Origin of the sequence: Microcoleus asticus IPMA8 (assembly GCF_013179805.1) — a bacterium.
In the GTDB taxonomy this organism is placed as follows: domain Bacteria; phylum Cyanobacteriota; class Cyanobacteriia; order Cyanobacteriales; family Microcoleaceae; genus Microcoleus; species Microcoleus asticus.
In genome coordinates, this window is record NZ_SRRZ01000023.1 from 20454 (window position 1) to 40994 (window position 20541).

The 20541-nt window shown below is 44.3% G+C and carries 16 protein-coding genes; 9 read left to right on the top strand and 7 right to left on the bottom strand.

Going from position 1 to position 20541, the window contains the following annotated elements; all coding sequences use genetic code 11:
* Positions 1–388 precede the first annotated feature (388 nt).
* The gene (locus tag E5S67_RS08585; protein ID WP_172186630.1) at positions 389–2245 is read right to left on the bottom strand and encodes a bifunctional 3'-5' exonuclease/DNA polymerase; all 1857 of its coding nucleotides are present in this window, start codon (positions 2243–2245) and stop codon (positions 389–391) included.
* Positions 2246–2723: 478 nt separating this feature from the next.
* Here E5S67_RS08585 and E5S67_RS08590 point away from each other — a divergent pair, with 478 nt between their 5' ends.
* The 5 genes from E5S67_RS08590 (at position 2724) to E5S67_RS08610 (ending at position 8047) form a co-directional block, all read left to right on the top strand.
* Entirely contained in the window at positions 2724–3284 is a 561-nt protein-coding gene (locus E5S67_RS08590) for a hypothetical protein (RefSeq protein ID WP_172186631.1), read from the top strand.
* Entirely contained in the window at positions 3281–3955 is a 675-nt protein-coding gene (locus E5S67_RS08595; RefSeq protein ID WP_246276688.1) for a hypothetical protein, read from the top strand. The genes E5S67_RS08590 and E5S67_RS08595 overlap by 4 nt, the downstream gene beginning before the upstream one ends.
* 293 nt (positions 3956–4248) lie before the next feature.
* Entirely contained in the window at positions 4249–4470 is a 222-nt protein-coding gene (locus E5S67_RS08600) for a hypothetical protein (RefSeq protein ID WP_172186632.1), read from the top strand.
* Positions 4471–4791: 321 nt separating this feature from the next.
* Positions 4792–6879, top strand: a complete 2088-nt coding sequence (locus tag E5S67_RS08605; RefSeq protein WP_172186633.1) for a hypothetical protein — start codon at positions 4792–4794, stop codon at positions 6877–6879.
* Between the two features lie 529 nt (positions 6880–7408).
* On the top strand, positions 7409–8047 hold the full coding sequence (locus tag E5S67_RS08610) for a hypothetical protein (RefSeq protein WP_172186634.1): 639 nt from the start codon (positions 7409–7411) through the stop codon (positions 8045–8047).
* A gap of 3 nt (positions 8048–8050) precedes the next feature.
* Here the strand turns inward: E5S67_RS08610 and E5S67_RS08615 are convergent, their stop codons facing one another.
* Positions 8051–9115, bottom strand: a complete 1065-nt coding sequence (locus E5S67_RS08615; protein WP_172186635.1) for a DUF5895 domain-containing protein — start codon at positions 9113–9115, stop codon at positions 8051–8053.
* Between the two features lie 84 nt (positions 9116–9199).
* Here E5S67_RS08615 and E5S67_RS08620 point away from each other — a divergent pair, with 84 nt between their 5' ends.
* Positions 9200–11134 carry a type IV secretory system conjugative DNA transfer family protein gene (locus E5S67_RS08620; RefSeq protein WP_172186636.1) on the top strand — a complete coding sequence of 645 codons (1935 nt, stop codon included), beginning with the start codon at positions 9200–9202 and terminating at the stop codon, positions 11132–11134.
* Positions 11131–12294 (top strand): hybrid sensor histidine kinase/response regulator, encoded by a 1164-nt coding sequence (locus tag E5S67_RS08625; protein ID WP_172186637.1) that lies wholly within the window; start codon positions 11131–11133, stop codon positions 12292–12294. The genes E5S67_RS08620 and E5S67_RS08625 overlap by 4 nt, the downstream gene beginning before the upstream one ends.
* Positions 12295–12375: 81 nt before the next feature.
* Here E5S67_RS08625 and E5S67_RS08630 read toward each other — a convergent pair whose 3' ends face one another.
* The 3 genes from E5S67_RS08630 to E5S67_RS08640 form a co-directional block, all read right to left on the bottom strand.
* Positions 12376–13053 carry a response regulator gene (locus tag E5S67_RS08630; RefSeq protein WP_172186638.1) on the bottom strand — a complete coding sequence of 226 codons (678 nt, stop codon included), beginning with the start codon at positions 13051–13053 and terminating at the stop codon, positions 12376–12378.
* Between the two features lie 273 nt (positions 13054–13326).
* Positions 13327–14052, bottom strand: coding sequence for a hypothetical protein (locus E5S67_RS08635; RefSeq protein WP_172186639.1), 726 nt, complete (start codon positions 14050–14052; stop codon positions 13327–13329).
* A 273-nt stretch (positions 14053–14325) separates the two neighbouring features.
* Complete coding sequence (locus E5S67_RS08640) at positions 14326–14757, bottom strand: helix-turn-helix domain-containing protein (protein ID WP_172186640.1); 432 nt, start codon at positions 14755–14757, stop codon at positions 14326–14328.
* Between the two features lie 333 nt (positions 14758–15090).
* On the opposite strand from E5S67_RS08640, the gene E5S67_RS08645 reads away from it, so the two are divergent.
* Together E5S67_RS08645 and E5S67_RS08650 are read left to right on the top strand one after the other, a co-directional pair.
* Positions 15091–15378: a hypothetical protein gene (locus tag E5S67_RS08645; RefSeq protein ID WP_172186641.1), complete on the top strand. Its 288-nt coding sequence runs from the start codon at positions 15091–15093 to the stop codon at positions 15376–15378.
* A gap of 25 nt (positions 15379–15403) precedes the next feature.
* Positions 15404–16165 carry a hypothetical protein gene (locus E5S67_RS08650; protein ID WP_172186642.1) on the top strand — a complete coding sequence of 254 codons (762 nt, stop codon included), beginning with the start codon at positions 15404–15406 and terminating at the stop codon, positions 16163–16165.
* A 12-nt stretch (positions 16166–16177) separates the two neighbouring features.
* Here E5S67_RS08650 and E5S67_RS33225 read toward each other — a convergent pair whose 3' ends face one another.
* Together E5S67_RS33225 and E5S67_RS08665 are read right to left on the bottom strand one after the other, a co-directional pair.
* Positions 16178–17359 (bottom strand): DNA methyltransferase family protein, encoded by a 1182-nt coding sequence (locus tag E5S67_RS33225; protein WP_246276689.1) that lies wholly within the window; start codon positions 17357–17359, stop codon positions 16178–16180.
* Positions 17360–17575: 216 nt separating this feature from the next.
* Positions 17576–20221 (bottom strand): DEAD/DEAH box helicase, encoded by a 2646-nt coding sequence (locus E5S67_RS08665; protein WP_172186643.1) that lies wholly within the window; start codon positions 20219–20221, stop codon positions 17576–17578.
* Between the last annotated feature and the right edge of the window lie 320 nt (positions 20222–20541).

Below are 20541 nucleotides of genomic sequence, written 5' to 3' on the forward strand. Positions count from 1 at the left end.
CCCGAAAGCAGTTAATTTTCAACAAGCCCCAACAGATCGATGCGATTGTGACCAAAAATGAGCGGGTATTTTTGACTATTATCTCGTCCTAGAGACTCTCCATTAGCACCCCAACTGTGTGTGTGCCAGTTGAGGGTGCGGAATGTGAGTTTTAAGTATTTATACTGTATCGAGCTGTTCGCGCTAGACCATCCCACGGAATTTACTGCCCGCCTGCACCCCATGTGACAGTTGGGGTGCGGAATGTGGGTTGTTTACGGGTGGGAGGTTAGGGGAGGAATCGTGCTGCGACTGTTAGGAGAGTGGTGAGGAAGTGGAATTTTCACAGCAATGGCTGCGGTGAGGTTTCTCTCTACTCCCCACTCCCCAATCTTTCCCCGTTAATCTCTTAGCCTCCCCAACTTTCCATCACCTTAATTTCTACCTCGCAAGGAATCGGAGATAGAAATTTATTCCCGGCTCTCACCATACATTTTTCAAGCCTTGCTTTAACGGGCTTTACTTCTTCAAGAGGACACTCTATTAAAATTTCATCGTGAACGACACAAATCAGTTTAGCACCAGTGCGGCTCAGAGGCATAAAAAGTAGAGCAAGAGCGAGTTTAGTAATGTCAGCGCTCATTCCTTGAATTGGGTTATTTAGCATCTCATTAAGCAACGGTTTAGTATCTTTTGACCATAATCTCCTTCTGCCTAAGACAGTCCGACTCTCTCGAATACCTCGGCTCCAGGCGCTCCGAACTTTGCCGTGAAATTGTTTGATACCTGTATAGGATTCAAAGAACTTCTTACGAAAGTGTGAAGCTTGTTGCAGCGTTAAAGTGACTCCATGCTCTGCTTGAGCCATATTCTTAAATTTCTGTGTTCCCATGCCATAAATTAAACCGAAGTTAATAATTTTACCGAGCTGTCTGTCTTCGACAGTAATTTCAGATAAAGGTTTTGCGAGCACCAAGGAAGCGGTCAGAGAGTGCAAATCTTCCCCTTTGGAGTAAGCTTTCACCATTCTGCGATCGCCCGAAACCTTCGCCATGATCCGCAGTTCAATCTGGCTGTAATCGGCTTTGAGCAGGACGTAACCGGGTGCAGCTTTAAAACACTGTCGGGTTTCCTTATCTCTGGGGATATTCGTTAAATTTGGTTCTCGACAACTAAACCGTCCCGATCTAGCACCAATCTGAAACCAATTGGGATGAATGCGCCCTGTAATCGGGTGAATGCGTTCAGGTAAAACCAAAGCAAAAGTATCGATACGAGCCGATAAACTGCGGTATTCTAACAGTGCTTGAATAACGGGATACTCGCCTTGCAAAGGAATTAAATGTTGAGAGCTAGTGGAAGTAACAGGAATACCTTTCTCTTGCAAAGCGGCTAAGACTTGCTTGGGAGAGCGAGGATTAATTGTATCCGTAAATTCTGGCAGCAGAGAGATTTGTTGGTGAGGGTTAGGTCGATGGAGTTGCGAATTAATTTGTTTTAAAAAAGAGTCGCGTTGATGACAGAGCTTCACTCCCAAAACTCTCCACTGTTCTCTATCTAAAAGCATTCCGTTGAGTTCCATAGAAGCCACCGCAGGCAGACAAGCAAACTCTAGTAAAGCAGTTTTCCAAAGCTTAGAAGCTTTCAGTTTTTGTTGCAGAGCAGCAGCCAGCGGGAGTAAGATTGCAGCATCGGTAGCAGCATATTGGAGTTGAGCGAGTGTTAAGTTTCCCGACCAATCGCTAACTTGCTGCGTTTTGTCTAGCTTTACTTTCAACAAATTCTCAGTGACAGCATCTAGGGACAAATGGCGTTTGAGTCCAGCCGTCAGCACTCGGTAAGCCAAATAGGTATCGAAAAAGGGTTTGGATGGTTCCAGTCCGGCAAAAGCGAGCATTTGCCATTCAAATTTGAGGTTGTGACCTACCTTCAGTGCAGGACTCGCTAAGAGCAAGCGTAATGGTTCGAGGGAACTCGGTTCAATGGCCCATAAATCTACAATGATTACTGGATGGTCAGGAATGGCAAGTTGTAACAATCTAATTTTGGCTTTGTAGGGGTCAAGCCCTGTTGTTTCGCAGTCTATACCGATGATTTTTGCTTGTTGGAATGGTTGAAGGGCTGTTTCAAGATTGAAAGCAGTATCGATCAGTTGATAAGGAGTTTTAAGTGTAACTTGCAAATGAGCTATTTTAAGTTTGTCTGGACTCAAAACAGTTGGGATAGCGGTTGATTGTTTCTGCTCTTTTAGTGGATTAGGTTTCATAATTAATTCCGTTTATAAAAAAGTGAAAGAATAGCGTTGTGTCAATAATGCACAAAATTTAACTATTTTTAAGGAATTTTCGACATTAGGTAGCTTGAGGATGATGGGTTTTATTTGGGAAGTATACGAGTTATAAGTCTGTTTTTTGTAAATCAATTTAAGTCCTGAACTTTAGGAATAAGGTAAGAGACATAAAGGATGGCGGTTGGTCTAAAAAAACCAGCCAACCCTGGTTTTGATTGAAAATAGTTGCCAATTTTAGAGCTGGCAACAGTTGTTTTGACTATCCCAAGTGCGGCCTAAAAGGTCGTAGCCTGGTTTGCCATCTGGAATCTTTTTACAAACGGCTGCGTTAGCGTCTGTACGATTAGCTTTTGAAAAAGATTTTTAGAGGGAGGTGAGTTGGAAAATATTGCTTGAATTGAAATTTAAAAATTATGACATATAATGTAGTTGTCACAATAATTAGGTTTGGCAATTGAATCGCCCTATCCAGCTTCTTCGAGTTCGAGATCGACAGGTAGTTAATGCTATCCTGACATCCGTTACTGAGAAGCATTTAGAAGATGCGACAACCCTGTGGCAACCAACGCTTCGAGGGAGTGGAGAAGAAGATGAATACTGGAATTGGGTTAGTAAAAGCTATAGAACTCAGTTTTTACCAGGAGATGAACTATATGCCATTGAGTGTGATGGCATAACTCAGGGTTTAATGACTATCGATATTTTAAAAAAACGCTGCTATATTGAGTCTCAATTGAGACGAAGATTAGTGTACGTCAAAGCCTTAGCAACGGCTCCCTGGAATCGACCAGCTATTAGCAATCCTCCCACTTATAAAGGAGTAGGTGGAACTCTAATAGATTTTGCGATCGCTCGTAGTGAGGAACTAGGATACCAAGGAAGGATAGGCTTCCACGCACTGCCTGGTGCGCTAGTATTTTATAGAAAGTTGAAAGTGGGGCTGCTAGACTGCGGTCCAGATCCTGAAGAACCCGACAATCTTAATTACTTTGAAACATTAAGGAAAGACAAATGAGTAACTCAATTCCCTCCCAGCCCCAATCCACAATAGATGATACAACCAGTTATCCGCGCTTGATGGAACTGATAGAAGCAGAAGATGCAGCTAATGGAGAAGTTGGCTGCGGTCGGAATTTGGGTAATAAACCTTCACTTTATCTAAAAACCTGCGGTATCAATATCTCTGATGAAAAGCTAAGAAATTTGTTAAGGGAGTATTTAGGTCATTTATTGATGGAGCTAGATTTTGACTCAATCATCAACCAGGTGAGTCATTTCGTAGAGTCATTAGTCGTGCAGGAACACACTCAATTAGAGCAGACAAGACCAGCATTAATACTCTTAGAATCAGTTTTTGAGCAAATTCCTGCGAAAGAACTCAAACAATGTATTGAGTCAGAATTGGGGGAGTTTTGTTCGGAAACTGCGATCGAGCAAATTGTTCAGTACACTGGTCAAGTGATTCACTATTCAATTCTCCAACCTCGACATAAGTGGCCCAAACCTATTTGGGTACTAAGTGCTCTTGAGAAGGTGTATATTGCTCAGGCATCTAGTTTAGATGCAGCAATTGCCCAAGTTAAAGCACAATATCCCGACGAAAGCGGAGAGCTGCAAGTAATAAAAGTCGGAGGTGTTCTCGCACCAAACCAAGTGATTTGCTTGGACTTAATGAACAAATTTTAAATAAAAAATGGGGAAGGAATTTGGTAGCTTTAAACGTACCCCAACCTGCGTCATATCCCCTCTCTTAAGCATGGGTATTCTTTAGCTTTTAGTTCCTACTCTCTCTTAAAAGACATTTTTACAGGTTTCATAGCATTGCCCAGTGCTGAGAGCCGTTAGGTAACTTTCATAGAGCTGCCCCCTCCACATGGAGGGGGTAATTTTTACTGAACAAAATCGCTCATAGGAATGAAGTTGCAGGAACTCGATGCGATTTAAATTGGAATTGTTCACCACATGAACTCATAAAAACCATGCATAATTCATCGATTGAACCTAATTCTGGCTATAACAACTCCGGTTACGAATCGGAACCCGATTTGACTGTCGGTTACTCGTCATCTAAAGAAGTTCGTCAAGGTAATTTTGACGACGCTTACCAAGAAAATGTGTATGACTTGTCAAACTTAGCAGATACTCCTTGGACAGATTCAACAGTCCGCCCGAATCCACAGCTTGAGCTGGAGCTTGATTAAAGAAAAAAGCGAAGATGGAGAAATGCAGTCCAGGACGCATCAACCTAAAAAACCCAGTTTCTCGTTCTCATGTTCAACCTAAAATGACGGAATTACATAGGAAGACCGGGTTTTTGGGTAATTCCTAAAATGGAGAGGGAGAGAGGTAGAGGAAGAGAGGGAGAGAGGGGAGAGGGGGAGAGGGAGATTTAGCTGATGGGTAATTTCTGCAATACTGCTCTATTTTTCGTAATGTTTTAAAAACAGTTGAAAGTTTTTCCAAATTAGAAAGAATAGAGCAGTTTTTTTTGCCTAATTTTAGTTAACATCAAGAGGATTCCCATGAACAGTCCAAAGCAGTTAAAAAAAATAAGCCAGGTAGGCTCGGCTTTAATAGCTGCCAGTACACTCTGCCTAATTTGTGCTTTCATCTGCATTACTTTCTTAAGCTTTCCATCAATTGCTAGCGCTAGTTCCTTACCTACTAAAATTTGGGAAAAAGAACAATCTAGAGTTTTGCTGCCAGATTGGAGCCAGATTACCTTTAGTTCCCTGCCCGCCGTTGCTAGTTCTGGAAGTTCTGGCGATCGAAGCTGGCAAGCCGGCACTTCTGTTGACAACATCTTAAAATTGGGGGAAATTAACGATGTAAAACCTGAAATTCTATCTTTGCAAGCAATTGAACAATTGGCACTAGGGGATATCAATTTAGAGAATATCAGCTTGTCCGCATTTCCCTTAGCTGGTAAGCAAACTGTCGGTCACTTGGCTGAAATTGTTCCGAATCTGGGTCAATTTCAATTGAGCGATGTTCCTCCAATTGCTTCTTTATCTTCTCAAATAGCCGGAGTGAATCCTAACATCAACCAATTATCAATTGGTCAAGCTGTAAAACAAGTACCGCAACTAGCGCAGGCAAAACTTAACCAAATTAACCTATCTGAGTTTGCGATCGCCCAAATTCCCAATCTTAATAGCGTAAATTTAGAACAGTTCTCTGGCTGGTCAGAGGAACTCATCAGCAATATTCCGCTCCTGAGTCAAGTCCCCCTTTCTAATTTTCCTGTTCCTATTGCGTCTATTGGCAGCACAATCATGCGAATTGACACGATTTACAGTCGGTACGAGAGCAAGCGCAATAACACAATTTCCGGTTCAGATGTAGAAGGATTTGCGGTAGCCTGCGAGAAAGATTGCGCTTATATCGAACTCGACGACATGGAAAACGCCGGTCGCCGCGCCACAGGGCCGCTAGAAGGCAAGCAGTGGATTAGCGGCAAATACCAGGAAGTGCGAGGCGGTTCTGGCTGTTTGACCGGTTGGGAACCGACGGGCAGGCATCCTTTTGGGGAAATGTTTAAAGTAGTGGTAATGGAACCGTCAGAAACCAGCGATACTGTTGACACGGCTCTGTACTTCAGGTTTAGTTTGCCCTGCGGCAAATCGCCTTACATTATTGGCCCGGTTCCGTTTCTCAGTTACAGCGTTAATTCGCCTATGTTTGTCGGTCGATTGGAGGGCGGTTCTTCTAACAGTATTTCTCGCTCAAAAGGCGTAGCATCTGAAACAAAACCTTCAAAGCCGCTGAGTTCAAATCACGCTAAAGAAAACCCTTTACCAACTCAGCCTCTACCTGAATCCAAGCGAGAGTGCGCGCGCCCAGCGACTTACGTGAGCGGTGTGGATGTGGCTTCATTAGGGGAGGCGTTAGCAAAGCTTTCCGAAGGAATCGCCAATTTGGAAAATGCAGCCAGTGGCGATTACGAAGCTATTGGCGAGATGGTTTGTACTGAAGGATCTCGCAACTGCGGGCGGGCGATCGGTCGTTATCAGTTGATGAGTTACCGGGAAGAGGTGCAGCGTGCTGTCAGCTCAATTCCAGGGGGGGCTAACTTTATCCTGAACGTCAACAAAGGCCAAAAACCTACAAGAGAGGAACTCTTCCAATATTTTCCTCCTGCTGTTCAGGATAAAGTCTGGCAAAATTCTCTCGCTGAGAACTTAGTCAGCAGCCAACAGGAAATTGACCCTAAAACTGGGCAGGTGTTCAAGGGCGATCGCTTAATTGAGCGAGTAGCACAGAAACACTTTGGGGGTTCTGGCAGTAAAATTGATGCCAGCTATTCCAACATTTTAGGTGGCTACTCTCTCAAACAGTACGGGGCAAAAGTTCGAGAGCTTTATAACCACAATACCAGCGACAATTGCCAAGCTAATTCTGGTGACAGCAAGGGCATCAGCAACTCGGTCGGCTCCGGCATTACTTTAAATGCTAGTTGGAGTATTAAGGTTGCGCTGTTCATTAGCTCTTTTTTGATGGGAATGTGGTTTTTAATTCGACTTTTTTACAAGCGAAAGCAGCAACTTTTTATGATTCTAATCGGTTTGGGGGTAGCAATTAGTTTTGGCACGGCTGCGCTCTCCCATTGAACCAGGGGAAAGAGGAGGTGGAAAAGCAAGTTATTAACAACTCTAACAACCTTCTCCGCAACCAGGACGTTTTTAATTGCTGAAACCAATGATTTTATAGCACTGATATCAATTCCGGTTGTATAGGAATGATTGGGAGCATCTCATATTGGTAAAAACACTTCTTCTTCCTCCTTCCTTCTGACTCTTTCCTCCTGACTCCTGGCTCCTGGCTCCTAACTCCAATTTTGGGCTGGGCTGCTTTCATTGAGATGCTCCAGAATGATTAAACCACAGAGGGCACAGAGGACACAGAGAAAGAGAAGAGAGAGATAATAATTCCGGTGTCAACTGATTAGATATGACTTCTAAGCTGTTCAGGATATAAATTGTATAGTCGTTTTGTATTCCCCGAAGTCAGTCATAAAAATTGACTGTAAGATTTAGACATACAACAGCTTAGTTCAGCAAAACAATCTCTCTTTTATTGTCTTTTTATTCGGCTTTAGTGTCCTGTTTTTTCTTGTATTTTGTAGGAGTGGAGTAACAAATGGTTAAACAAAATAGAGTTAAGCAACAAACAGCAGGCACCCAAAAGATTGTCAACCCCCCGGTTTGGTTAAATCAACTTGGTTACTGGTTTCGCATTGGTTTGACAGTTTTTACCGCCCTGTCGCTATTATTGGGGACAGTTGCTTGCACGAATTCTAGTTCAGCAACAACCGCACCAGCTTCTTGGCAACAAGCTTTGCGAGTCACTCCAAAAGAAACTTTAACCCTTATCGTAAAGGAACACAGCAGCCTTCCAGAACTCAAAGTAGCGGCTGGGCAAAGTGCAGCGGCAGAAGCGATTAAGAGAATGCGAGTGTGGCAAGTTAATGGCTCGGTAGGACGGCTGAACCTTTATGATTTCAATAATTCCGCTCTGTGCGGTACAAAAGGCTGCCTTTATGTTGGCTACTTAATTCCTAATGATTCAAGTCAAATGCCAACAGAAGTATTTGCAGCTTATCTCGACCCCCATAAACCGCCGAAAACTCCTTTGTTTAAGGCTGACAGTTCCTCGCACGAGGGTTTGCCTTGTCTAGGAGTGAATCAGCTTTCCAAAGAAGGCCGCCGCCAGCTTCAATTTTGCTACGACGGCCTTACCTATCAACTTGCTGACAGCCAGCTTTTCAAAGAGGGTTAGTGTTTAGTAGTGGGCGAGTTCATCGAAGTCAAAATCTTCTTCTGGATCAACCTCAACTTCAACCTCAGCCACCTCGGAAAATTCATCTAACTCCTCTAATTCTGAGTCTGTTCCTCCTTCAACTTGTGCAATTTTGCGAGGGGGCGACAATTTACCTCGACCTTTGCGGTTAGTTACGCTTCCTGGCAACGCCTGGACTTCAGGTTCCGCACCAGCAGCTATAGCTGGCAATTGGGCATCGCTAGCGTCAATGAAGCCAGCAATGCTATTGTGCAGTCCCCAAATCAATTTTTTTTGTGGTTTTTGACCGAGAAATAACTTGTGAAAATTAGCATCAGTTGGCTGAGTAATGCTGTGAGTTTTGCAGCAAAAGGATTTATTTTTGCCTTCCCCTTCTTTGAGAGATCTAAACTCGACATTCAACACTCCCAAAGAGCGCCACTTGTCATTTTTACCGCTGTAATCTCTCCCAAAGTAATCAGCAAATGCCCGTTCCAAATTGCGGTAAAATTCTTCTCTAGCGCTCTTAAAGCTCCAGAGGGCTACATTCTTGAAGCGGACGACAATCGGTACCTGATGCAGGGGTTGGTTTTTGGGATTTAGAAAGATGAGAGCGTGTTCGGAACACACTTCCTGCGTCTTTTTATCGAGGGAATCGCGATATTCGTCGTAAAGCCCAATAAAAGTACCTGCTAATTCTCCATTTTCTTCAATATCTTTGTAGCGGATGTACTCAGGCACAAAAGCTAATACCAACATTCTCGCTTTTTGGAGCAGTAAGCCTGTCACTTCTTCGCTTAGTTCGACCGTGGTCAATTCCTCAACATTAGGCATTACGTGCCATTCCGCTTTGACAAGCTGGTCGTTCGGGAGCAAAATACCTGCTGGGTTATCGTTAATCACGATTCCATAGGGCAAAGAGGGCTTGCGAGTTTGGTTGTATTCACTGTTGAATAGCTCCGGATCTATCTCGTAATAATCAGCACTCTTGTTCTTTTGCGTGTTGGACTTTCCACTAGAATTCTGTACTGTCTTACTGGGAGATTTCGCGTTATTGCTTCTTACCATTGTTTACCTATTTTTGTCATTGTCTCCCCCTTAAGGCGATAGCCGCTATCTGAAACATTTAGTTTTTTTAAGAGCTAAAAAAAAATGAACAATTTGCAATTTTTGCCTAAAATTAACAAAGCTACCTTGGTACCAATGGCAGTTCAACCTCCTAAACGTTCGTTAACTAGCATAGATTTTGGGGGGTTGTTGGGTCAGTTTATGAAGCCAGAGGGACTGGCAATGTTAGGGCTAATGGCAGGCTTACTTATTGTTTCCAAATTAGTTGGAAACGGAAAGGGTAAAATTACCTCCGGGCGGCTCTGCGGGACGGCTGAAAAATTGGCAGCCACAGGCTCTGCCCTCAAGCAAATGAAAGAAAAAAAACGGCAGCCCGTTACTTTGTGGAGCGGTACGCCGAGTTATTGGTTTAAAGGTTGTCAGGGATTGAGTGCTCGATTGCAAACGCTGCTAGGTGCAAATCCGACGGTTTGGTTTCCCCACGCAGAACGCGGAACTTTAGTCATTGGTGCTCCGGGTTCTGGCAAAACATTCAGCGTCATTGACCGCATGGTTGAAAGTGCATTCCAGCAAGGTTTTCCTGCCATTATTTACGACAAAAAAGGAGACCAGATGAAACTGCTTGCACCCCTTGCAGTGCGCTATGGCTACGATGTGCAAGTGTTTGCACCGGGGGAAGCTTACAGCGGCACTATCAATCCTCTGGATTTTATGAGAGATGCACAAGATGCAGTAATGGCAGCAGAAATTGGACAAGTGATTGCTCGAAATGCTAGTCCAGGGGAGAGTAAAGGCAATGAGTTTTTTGAGAAAGCAGGCGAGTTGATGGCGAAGGGTTTAGTGCAGTTGGCAAAAAGCAGTCCTTACCCGGATTTAGCTTTTGTGTACGCAATTATTCAACTGCCAGATTTGGTCAAGCGCATCGACCACGCCGTTCACCGACCCGATGGTCATCCCCTCAAAATGGACAGGTGGATTGCCTCTAGTTTTTCGCAGTTATTAAGTTCAAAAGATGCTGAAAAAACTGTGGCGGGCATCAAGGCAACCGCAGAGGCAACCTACTCTAGTTTCATTCAAAAAGATTTGCTGCGGGCATTTATTGGTCGCAGCACCATTCCGATTGCTTTAGAAGGGAAAAAGTGCATTATTTTCAAATTAGATGACCAAAGGCGCACTGTAGTGGGGCCGCTGTTAGCTGCTGCTATTCACTTATGTGTGGTGTCTAATTTGAGTCGGGTACGTTCTGACCCATTTTTGTACTGCTTAGACGAGTTTCCGTCTCTCAAGTTCGACAGAATGGATCAGTGGGCTAACGAATATCGTTCTGCTGGCGGCGTACCGATTGTTGGCATTCAATCCCTCAATCAACTCTATAATCTCTATGGGGATAAAAAAGGGGCTGCGATCGCCAGTGCTCTGTCAACTCATGTCCTCTTCAACCCCGGCGATTTTGAGACAGCCGAGAAATATTCTAAGCGGTACGGGGAAGTGGAAGTGCTGGTAAAAAATCGATCGACCGGCAGCTCGACGGGGCAGCAAACGAGCCGTTCTGTCAACTGGAGCGAACAGTTGCAAAAGAAACCGCTGATTAGTCCTGACGAAATTCTGAGGTTTCCTCAAGGCAAGTGCGTCATCACTTCACCGGCCTACGCAACGGGAACGGAAGCTTTATTTCCCTACCCTCTCAAGATTCCGGTGCGGCCCGGCGACATAAAGCGAGCTAAAGAGTCTGAACAACTGTGGGACAGCAGCATCAGACCGCAGCTTGAAAGGCGGGCGAAAGCTTTGTCAGTAGAGCAGCATACGGGTAAACTGCTCAATATAGATGAAGAGCTGGATCAGCGGATTCGATTCGCTTACCAATTGCTGCCACATCCGAACGATCCAGAAGAACCCGTGACTGTGGCTGATGTTAAGTCGCCTGTTAATGCTGCTGGTGCGAACAGCGCGGCTGGGAAAATAGCGGTTGGCAATATTCGGAAAAAACTCAAAACTCTGTCCTTTGGTGGCGATAGATGATGGAGCAAACTAAACAATTTTTGGCTGACATTTTGATTGTTGACGATATTCCCGCTAACATTCAACTACTTTCTCAATTGCTAATTGAAAACGGTTACAAAGTCAGGAAGTTGATTAGTGGACAGCGAGCTTTAAAAGCAGTAGAGTTGCAAGCGCCAGACTTGATTTTGCTAGACATAAAAATGCCCGGTATGGATGGTTATGAAGTCTGTCGTCAACTTAAAGCATCTGAAGCTACTTGTGATATCCCTATAATTTTCATCAGCGCTTTAGATGACGTATTTGACAAAGTAAAAGGGTTTGAGGCGGGCGGTGCTGACTACATTATAAAACCTTTTGAGCCTGTTGAAGTGTTAGCGCGGGTATCTGCCCAACTTAAAATGCAGCGTTTACAGCAACAACTTCGCTGCGTTAACGTGCAATTGGCTACACAAAATGTTCAGCTAAGCCAGGAAATTCAAGAAAGACAGCAAGCAGAAGCCAATTTAAGAATGCTGTTGCACGCTGTTTCGCACGATTTGCGATCGCCTCTATCGGGAATGTCGCTGCTGCTGCGAAGTCGCCTCAATGATGCTGGCAGTAACATTGCTATTGAGAGGCGGACTATGGAGGTTATGGTGCAAAGTTGTTCGCGCCAACTCCAGTTGATTGAGTCACTAACAGCAACACAACAGTTTGATGTGAAAAGTGCTTCTTTAGCCATGAAGCCGCTGTCGCTGCCCACTTTAGTCCAAAATATTCTTATTGAAAGATTACCAATTCTCAACCAGCATCGAGTCAAGGTTAAGCAGCTTTTTGCAGCCGATTTGCCTTTAGTCAATGCTGATGCCCAGCAGCTCTGGCGGGTGTTTGGCAATCTGATCGATAATGCTGTTAAATACAATCAGTCTGGGTTTATTTTGACGGTAGAAGCTAAAAAGGAAGGTGAGATGGTTCGCTGTACGGTTGCAGACAATGGGGCAGGAATTTCTCTTCAGCAATGTGCAAGATTATTCGAGCCTTATACGAGGGGAGTTGGAGTTAGTTTAAGGCAAGGGTTGGGATTGGGACTTTACATTTGCAGGCAAATTGTTGAGGCTCACGGCGGAGAGATTGGCGTTGATAGCGAATTGGGAAAAGGAGCGAGGTTTTGGTTGACATTGCCAAAGTTTGAAGATTGACAAGCTGTTATAATTTGCTACGCGATAGCTACGCCTCAAAAACCACTTTTTTTAGAACAATTAGAAGTTGCATTCCAAAGGTTAAGCCAGCCCCAAACGCAGTGCTTTAACGGCTGCCTGGGTGCGATCGCTCGCTTCAAATTTAGCTATAATCATCTCTACATGACCTTTGGCGGTGTGGACGCTCATTCCTAGTTGAGCAGCGATTTGTTTATTGCTTTTACCCTCAACTAGCTGCTGCAAAACCTGCATTTCCCGTTCTGTCAGCTTGATGTCGTCATTCGCATAGCTTTCGGGCAGTGGCGTTTTGAGATTTTGTAGCACGCAGTCGGCAATCTTAGGGTCTAGGTAACTGCCACCTTCTTGCACAGTCGTAATAGCTGCTAGAAGTTGTTCTGCGTTAGTGCCTTTAACGCAGTAGCCGTGAGCGCCGCTTGACAAAGCCGCCATTACCTGAGTTGGATTGCTGTGGTGGGTGAGCATCAGGATGCGAGTATGCGGCAGTGCGGCTCTGATTTGCTGCGCGGCTGCAATACCGTCGATTCCGGGTAAGTCAATGTCCATCAGGGCGATGTCTGGTTGGTGTTGCAGTGCAGCACTGACGGCTTCGTTGCCGTTAACAGCTTGTGCGACAACTGTTAAATGGGGTTGGTTATTGAGGATATGCTGTAGACCGAGCTGCATCATCGGGTCATCTTCAACTATCAGGATGGTTTTTAGTTGGCTTGTTTTTGGTTGGGTGGCGGTAGTTGCAGTCACGGCTAAGATTCCTACTACATTTTATCCATAGTCTATTGTTTTTCCTCATATTAAAGAGTGTCATCCTCCTATGGAGAGAAGAAAAGTATTGATTTTTGGGCAATTTCGTCGGAAGGTGGATGTCTCTCGATAGGAGGATGGTAATAAAGTCGATTCTCCCGAGTTTTAGGTGATCAGAAAAATTCTAGTGATGCGGCCCGAAAAGCCCGCGCGAGAGGCTCACACTACCGTTCCCACCACAAATCCAGAAGAGCTATACACAGTCTGAACAGATTATATCGACACTTCGTTGACTTCATCCAAATTGATTTCATCCAAATTGACTTCATCCAAATTGACTTCATCCAAATTGATAGCTGTTGCTACTTCCTTCGGTTGAGGTGTTAGATGACCATTGAGCTTGATAACTGTTTGTTTTCTCTCTCGTTCAATGGTAGTCAAAAGCCAATTTTGAGTGTGTCGGTGTTGCTTGCTGTCCCAGGCAAACAGAACTTTTTCTGCTGGTTGAGTCGGGTGCAGTGCCAAAATAATCAGTTGTAGCTTGTGAGGCTCGATCTCGAAGAATTCGGCAGCTACCCATAACTTAACTCGGTCTTGCCAAGTCAGTACAGGATGGCGAATCGCCCACTCAAATAGTTTGGGCGTCCCTTTGACTAAACCCACATTTGTACGGACTTGTATCACTTTTAATGGAGGAGAAGGGGAAGAATTTTCTTTTGTCACTCCCCTTTTTGTTCGGTCTAGTTTTGTTTGAATTGGAATGTCAACAAACAGTTTTCGCTGCGGTAAAAACAGTGATGGCGATAGTTCTTTGAGCTGGAAAACCCACTGCTGGAACTGGGGGTGACTGTTGAGAATTGGCTCGACAGGTAATCCCATTAAAATTTGCTTGACAAGCAGTTGCAAGCGTTCTTGCAGATAGGAAGGAACAAGAGGTGGCTCTTGTAGTGGGCTAGTATGAATAGTTTGATTGAGGTCGGATAGAGTAAGGAGGTACATTGCTCAGAGCATAAAAGACTGAGCAATAGCGGCGATCGCCAGAAGTCATTCGATTTTAGATTTTAGATTTTAGATTTTGGATTGACCCTACGGATAAATTCTCTTTCTTGAGGATTTTGGATTTCGGATTTTGGATTTTGGATTGATTCCACGGATAAATCCGGGGGTTTGTACCATCAAGAAATTCTTGGTCAGGGGGAGTGGGGAATTAGACGGTGATTTTTCCGGTTTCTCAACTGAAAACCGTAAGGGTGCAGGCTGCTTTTTACTTAACTATACAAGTTTGGCTAAAAATGCTACTGATGAAGAAATGATATCGGCAATATCATCTGGATCGAGGGAATAAATCTTTGCTAAAACTTCTTTTTTAATTTTTTCAGAACCTATCCTCTTGCTGCCATTCACCTGACCGATCGCCACCTCATCCAAACCGCGTTGATAAACTGATAGGGATATTTCTCCATCCAAATAAAGTTGCAGAGTCTTGGTACTGCCACCGCTTAACTTTGCCAGTTGCCGAAAGTTCTTAGAATCGGATTCGGGTATCGTTTTTCCTTTTAACCACCGATATATTGTTGAAAAATCTACTCCGATAGCGGACGCTAAAGCGCTTTGAGTCCAGCCTTCTTTCAGCAGCAGCTCGATCAACTGAGTCAGCCGCTTTTGGCGATCGAGTATAAGAGAAGACACAGAGCTAACAGTCACAAGTACTTACCTGACGCTATTACAGTACACTATTTTACTTTTTGTAACATAGAAACCTCTTCGCTACGGGAGGGATTGAGACAGGATCTTTCGAGAATCAGATAAATTACCTCGGATCAGATAAATTACCTGGCACTATACATCTATTTAACGGTAAAGTCCTTGTATTTGCAAGGTTTGAGCAATTTTTTGACAATCGCATTTTTGACTGCCCCTGCTGTATTTTACCCCTTTTCTACAAAATTTGAGCCATCAAAGCCTTAATCGATTACGCAACTACTCTTGCATTATGCAATACTTAATCTTGCACCGCGCAAGACGGACGGAACATCAATGTCAACCTCCAAAACAGTTCGCGGTTCTGATGCACATAACTTCTCTGTTGTTCCCAGCGCTGAACTCCCTGCGAGAGTTGCACAGGACTGCCAGCTAAACAAAGCCGACGCTAAAGATTTGTCTGCTCACAGCAGTACGCTCACTGATGCTGAAGCATTAGAATTAAGCAGTTTGGAAGCTACAGTCTACAGTCGAACGGAGCTTGAAAGCTTTCTGGGAAATAGGGCAAGCTTTGCGCCAGATCCGGGATCGGCGCCTTTACCGGCAAGACTTCTCGACGTTTGAAGACTATTGCACTAATCGGTGGGAAATGTCTCGTCGCTGGGCCTACCAACTGATTGAAGCGGCAACCGTCTATGAAAATGTGCGCCATGGCGCACAAATCCTTCCCGCCAATGAGCGCCAAGTTCGCCCTCTAACAGCACTACCCTCCCAAGAGCAGCCTAGGGCTTGGGCTCAAGCGGTTTCTACTGCTCCGAACGGCAAACTTACGGCTTTTCACGTTGCCCGAGTTGTTGAAGAACACCAGAAAAAAATTTCGAGGAATAAGTCTAACAACGAGAACAGTTCCAAAAACCAACGAACTCAAACAGCCAATCATCCATCGTCAAACCGTGAGATTTCAGCAGCCACTCAAGAGAATGCTGAGGGATTGGGAGCAACATCCAGTCAGACAGAAACTCAATGCCGAAGCTGCTGGAACTGCTATCATTGCAGTTTTGAGCCTGTTCAAGACGACCCTCACAGTTTTTATTGCCACAAGCTAGGCAAACTAAGCTTTATTGAGAAAGATGGTAACGAACGGGGATCTAAATGTAAATTGTGGCTCGATCGATGGATCGAGCCAGAGTTAGTCAAAAAGGCAAGACGAGCCCAACGAGATACTTTTACCTTAACTCTACAGCTCCCGACGCACCTGCAAGCCCAGATGCAAGATGCGGCTAAAACTCAAGGGCTGGCTGTAGCAGATTGGGCAGAACAAGTCCTCAAAGCAGCAGTTTCTACAATCAGTTTTGCTTCATTAGTCCAGCCTACTCATAACATTACGCCCGCCGCCACAAGTGAGAATTAGGTACGTATAGGGCTAGAAATCATCCAAATTAAACAGCGTAAATTGGTGAGGAGATGTTGTCGTCTTTCTGGATCGGCGTTTGCCCTTAACAACTTCTTGAATTACTGGATTTGAGTGAATTGATGTCTGATCATTCAAGTCAATAACTTCTGAGCTTTCTCCTGAACTTATTTCATGTTCGACTGGACAATCAGTATCATTTTTAGCCTGGGACTCGACTGGCTCAAACCACTCATTGTACCAATAAGTGGCGTTCATTGATTGAGGTCGATCGCTACTTAAAGTATTGCCAAGGAGCAAATCAGTTTGACCCAACCACCAAATCGGAACAGCCAGCCAAGGTGAAAACATATAAAACTGAAACAAAGCGCATTTTAACAGAGTAGGGTCTATATCTTGACCGATACCGCTCAGACAGTAATTCGACTGTGTTAACATTAAAGCACCCGTACCGCACGCAGGTTCATTGAAGCTGGAAAATCGCTCTGTCTTATCACCACTGACTAACTTAGATATCAACTGACACAAAGCTAAGGGTGTCGGATAAAACCCTGAACTTTTTTGAGCAGTCTTTCCGCAAATTTGGGGTAGCAGTCTGCCCATATAATCTTCAGGATATAGCATGAGAATTGACAGGTCAAACATCTGATAGAGACGTATTGATGCACCTTCACAGCCGGCGGGTTCTTTGGGTAAAATGTTGTAAGCTGGATGTCCGAATGCGAACAAAACCCAGTCCAAGAAAAACTCCAAATAATCCCAAGCTGACCAAGTTTTCCATTCTCCATGTTGAGGAATGCAATTGAGGCTATTATCTAACATGGCTTCTGCGGCAGGAGAATGCTGCCATTCGATTTGGGGAATCGGTTCTGCTGGCAAAGTTTCCTCAATTACAAATTTGGGTAAAATTTCTGGTTTTCTGTTCTCCAGAATGGCTAGCATTGGCTCCATCTTCCACCGCATCCAGGCATGAGCGGGGACAGCTTGACACAAAGCCCAATAATCCCACCTTCCCCATAAACATCGGTCTATTTGTGCGAGAATTGTTAAAAGCCAGCCCGGCTTTAAATCTCGTTTGAGGTTGGGGATTAAAGCTTGCTTTTTCTTTTGTTTATAGGGTTGATTTCTGAAATGTAGCAGCGTTGACTCTCTAATTTTGGAGTCAATGATTGGCAAGACAAGCTTGTTTTTCATGAGTATAAGTCTGAAAAATGCACCCCTAAAAACCGCAGTAGCGGTTCGCACAATTCTATGTTGATGCAAGCAGCGTCTTGTTTAATAAAAACAGTAAAAACAAATTGGGAATAGAGCGTAGCTTTTTTGTTTGAAAAAAGCTACACTCTATTCCCCACTCCCATTTTCCCTATTTCTCTCTCCCCATTCCCATTTCTCAGCCGTCTATTCCACCAATTATTTTGATATTTGAGGAGTAGAAAATGCTTCGCACAGCAGCAGCCCCACCTGCTTGAGTAAAGCTTTGTTACCATCAGGGCATCCCGACTGAATCAAACATTTAGGACAGCCAGAACTGCAAGAACAACTGCGGGCTAACTCAGCAGCCGCATGAGCTAATTGAGGGAGAGAACGAAAAATAGCTTCCGAGGTTCCCGAACCCCCTTCTGCTAAATCGTAAAAGAGTCCTGCATAGTCATTTGCACCTCTCTTCTCTACCAGAAAATTCACATCATTAGGTGAAGCCAAAATAGTCAGAGGTAAAGCTGCTAAAATTTGATGGCCGAAACTGTGAATAGCCAACAAATTCGCGGGGTACTCCCACAACTGCTGATATCCGGGCTCCATCTGCTGTTGAGATTGAAGCAATTCCTGGCGAGTAGCTGTTACTACCTGTTGCAGATAACATTCAACCGGGGAATTAAAACTAATTTGCAGTACAGGAGTCGCAAATTTTATTTCGTAAGGTTGCTCAAAGTTTACCTCATTAAGAACCGATGTTAGCTCAGCAGAGCGAGTTCTCTTGCCACAAACAGGACACGCAGTACATTTTGGTAAATGCTCTTTGTAATTGACACACTTTCTATTTAGACAAGTTAACTCGTAATTGCGAGTTAATAATTGATAACCAGTGACGAGTTGGCTAATTTCTCCCCAAACCAGTTCCAGAATAGCTTGAGCTGGAATTGCATTACTATCCGTTGAATTGGTTTGAACATTTCCTTCAACTTCTGGAATGACCAACGGGATTTGTTGAGGCAAACTCAAATTCTGCTTGAGGCTGGTATGAGTGTGGCTAATCGCTACAGTAAACAGTCGAGTTTCAGGGGTGTTTTGCAAAATAGCTTTGCCATTCAAGAGCGAGCGCGAAGTATAAGTCACCAAACAGCCGTCTGAGTTTTGCGTGCGGTAAATAGCACCAGGAAATACCTCTCGATAAGCAATCTCCGCACTGAGGAGTTCAATCTCTTCTTGAGTCTCCGCATCCACCAGTTGTATCGTGCTAGAACCCGTTCCCCCTCGAAAGTTTACATCTTTATGGGGAAAGCCCTTAGCCCATAATTTATCCCGGCTTCTGTGAAGAACACCTTGCTCAATTAAAGCCGTTGCAATTTGAGGAGCGCTCTTGCCAAAGTAGTGCTTGAGCTTATTGGCAGGAATGCCTGTTTCGACAGCCGCGCACATCAAATGTTTGGCAATATCTATGGGATAATTGGCATTAAAGCTCACCAATTCAGATTCGGCGGACAGCAACAATTCAGGGCGCTCGGCAAAATAGTTATCCAAAGGTGATTGTGCAATAGGAATGAAGACAATTAAACCGGAGTTTGCGCGACCAGCCCGGCCAGCCCTCTGCCTGAAAGCTTGCAAGCTTCCCGGCCATCCCCTAATAATAGCAAAATCAAGTTGAGGCAAATCAATTCCCGCCTCGAGAGCGCTAGTGCTGAGGATACACTTAACTGTTCCTGACTGCAAAGAGTTAATAATTTCCATGCGGCGCTCGCTTGTTAAACTGCCGTAGAAAATTGCTACTTGCGACTCAATTCCCGAGTTAGTTTGAGTTACAGCTTCTTGCTTAAAAGTTGCCCACAAGTTCTTAATTGCTTGTCTGCCGTTACCGAAGCAAATTCCGCTTTGCCCTTGCTGCAACAAAAACATAATGATGCGAGCAACATCGGAATTAGCATCATGAGTCGGTTTAGTAACAATTAATTGCCGTTCTGGGACAGCAGCTCCGCTAGAGTTAATCCAAACTAACCGCTCGGGTTTATTGATATTTCGCTTTCGACTTCTACCAGATAGTAACTTTGCTAATTTAACGGGATTGCCAACGGTAGCACTCAATATCAGGAATTGCAGTTTTTGAGAAGAACCTCCGCGCTCGTCTACTGCCAATTTTAATCGGCGAATTAAGCTAGCCATGTTAGCTCCGTAAACTCCGTTAAAAGTGTGAGCTTCATCTAGGACAATATAGCGGAGGCGACTTAAAAAATGCTGCCAAGGCTGACTCCAATGAACGCCTTTCAGCGCATAGTGAATTAATTCTGGTGTTGCGCTGATTATGCTAGGGTTTGCAGCTAATAATTGTTCTCGGGTTTTGGGAGGAGTATCCCCAGTTAGAAGTGCAAGGCGCGGGCGCGCAGGCTCAGGAATCAGTTGGAGCAAATCGGCAAGTTTTTGACTTTGGTCGGCTGTTAAAGCTTTCAAGCCATAAATAGAGAGTGCAGTAAATTGATGTTGGAGAATGCCCTCTAAAATAGGCAAGTACGCACTTAAAGATTTGCCAGAAGCTGTTGCTGTGCTGAGGATGACATCTTTGCCCTGGCGCACGGCTTTGAGTGTTTTAATTTGGTGCGAATAAAGCTGTTGAATGCCTTGGCTGTGCAAAGCAGAAATTATTGAAGGCGGCAAGTCTTGAGGAATTTTGTAGAGCTTAGGAGTTGTAGCAGTCGCGATTGTCTGATAAATAACCTCTTCGCCTAAAAACTCACACAAATCGGCTGTTGCAGTTGGCTGCAAATGGCTTGCTTCTGGAAAGTTATTTGGGTGAAAATCATGTCTGGCTATTAGTTGGGAAAGAAGGTTGATATAATTGGGAGGCATTGGTCACTCTAAGAATGAATCTTTTCTCTCTTACTACCGATAGGTAGGAAAAAGAAGGAGAGAGGAAATTCCAAAAAAACCAACTGGGAGTCGGACTGAATTTGGTGGCAATTATGGGTTTGGGTTCAGGAACTAGGGAAACGGTAGGTCTCTGGCTCACTGCGCGATTACCCTGCCCCGTGAGACGCTAGCATTAACACAGTACACTTGCTATGTATATAGCGGTTCTCAAGCAAGTGAGGCGTCAACTGCCCATTAAGCTGCTACGCATTTAAAGTGTCTATTGGGAATGAGGGGGAGAGAGGGAGAGGGGAAGGGGA

What these genes read in the sequence shown, in the direction of transcription:
- E5S67_RS08615 (WP_172186635.1), bottom strand. Translation starts at nt 9,115, where the DNA reads ATGGTAAGAAGCAATAACGCGAAATCTCCCAGTAAGACAGTACAGAAT.
- E5S67_RS08585 (WP_172186630.1), bottom strand. Translation starts at nt 2,245, where the DNA reads ATGAAACCTAATCCACTAAAAGAGCAGAAACAATCAACCGCTATCCCA.
- E5S67_RS08645 (WP_172186641.1), top strand. Translation starts at nt 15,091, where the DNA reads ATGTCAACCTCCAAAACAGTTCGCGGTTCTGATGCACATAACTTCTCT.
- E5S67_RS08595 (WP_246276688.1), top strand. Translation starts at nt 3,281, where the DNA reads ATGAGTAACTCAATTCCCTCCCAGCCCCAATCCACAATAGATGATACA.
- E5S67_RS08650 (WP_172186642.1), top strand. Translation starts at nt 15,404, where the DNA reads ATGTCTCGTCGCTGGGCCTACCAACTGATTGAAGCGGCAACCGTCTAT.
- E5S67_RS08610 (WP_172186634.1), top strand. Translation starts at nt 7,409, where the DNA reads ATGGTTAAACAAAATAGAGTTAAGCAACAAACAGCAGGCACCCAAAAG.
- E5S67_RS08605 (WP_172186633.1), top strand. Translation starts at nt 4,792, where the DNA reads ATGAACAGTCCAAAGCAGTTAAAAAAAATAAGCCAGGTAGGCTCGGCT.
- E5S67_RS08665 (WP_172186643.1), bottom strand. Translation starts at nt 20,221, where the DNA reads ATGCCTCCCAATTATATCAACCTTCTTTCCCAACTAATAGCCAGACAT.
- E5S67_RS08635 (WP_172186639.1), bottom strand. Translation starts at nt 14,052, where the DNA reads ATGTACCTCCTTACTCTATCCGACCTCAATCAAACTATTCATACTAGC.
- E5S67_RS08620 (WP_172186636.1), top strand. Translation starts at nt 9,200, where the DNA reads ATGAACAATTTGCAATTTTTGCCTAAAATTAACAAAGCTACCTTGGTA.
- E5S67_RS08625 (WP_172186637.1), top strand. Translation starts at nt 11,131, where the DNA reads ATGATGGAGCAAACTAAACAATTTTTGGCTGACATTTTGATTGTTGAC.
- E5S67_RS08600 (WP_172186632.1), top strand. Translation starts at nt 4,249, where the DNA reads ATGCATAATTCATCGATTGAACCTAATTCTGGCTATAACAACTCCGGT.
- E5S67_RS33225 (WP_246276689.1), bottom strand. Translation starts at nt 17,359, where the DNA reads ATGAAAAACAAGCTTGTCTTGCCAATCATTGACTCCAAAATTAGAGAG.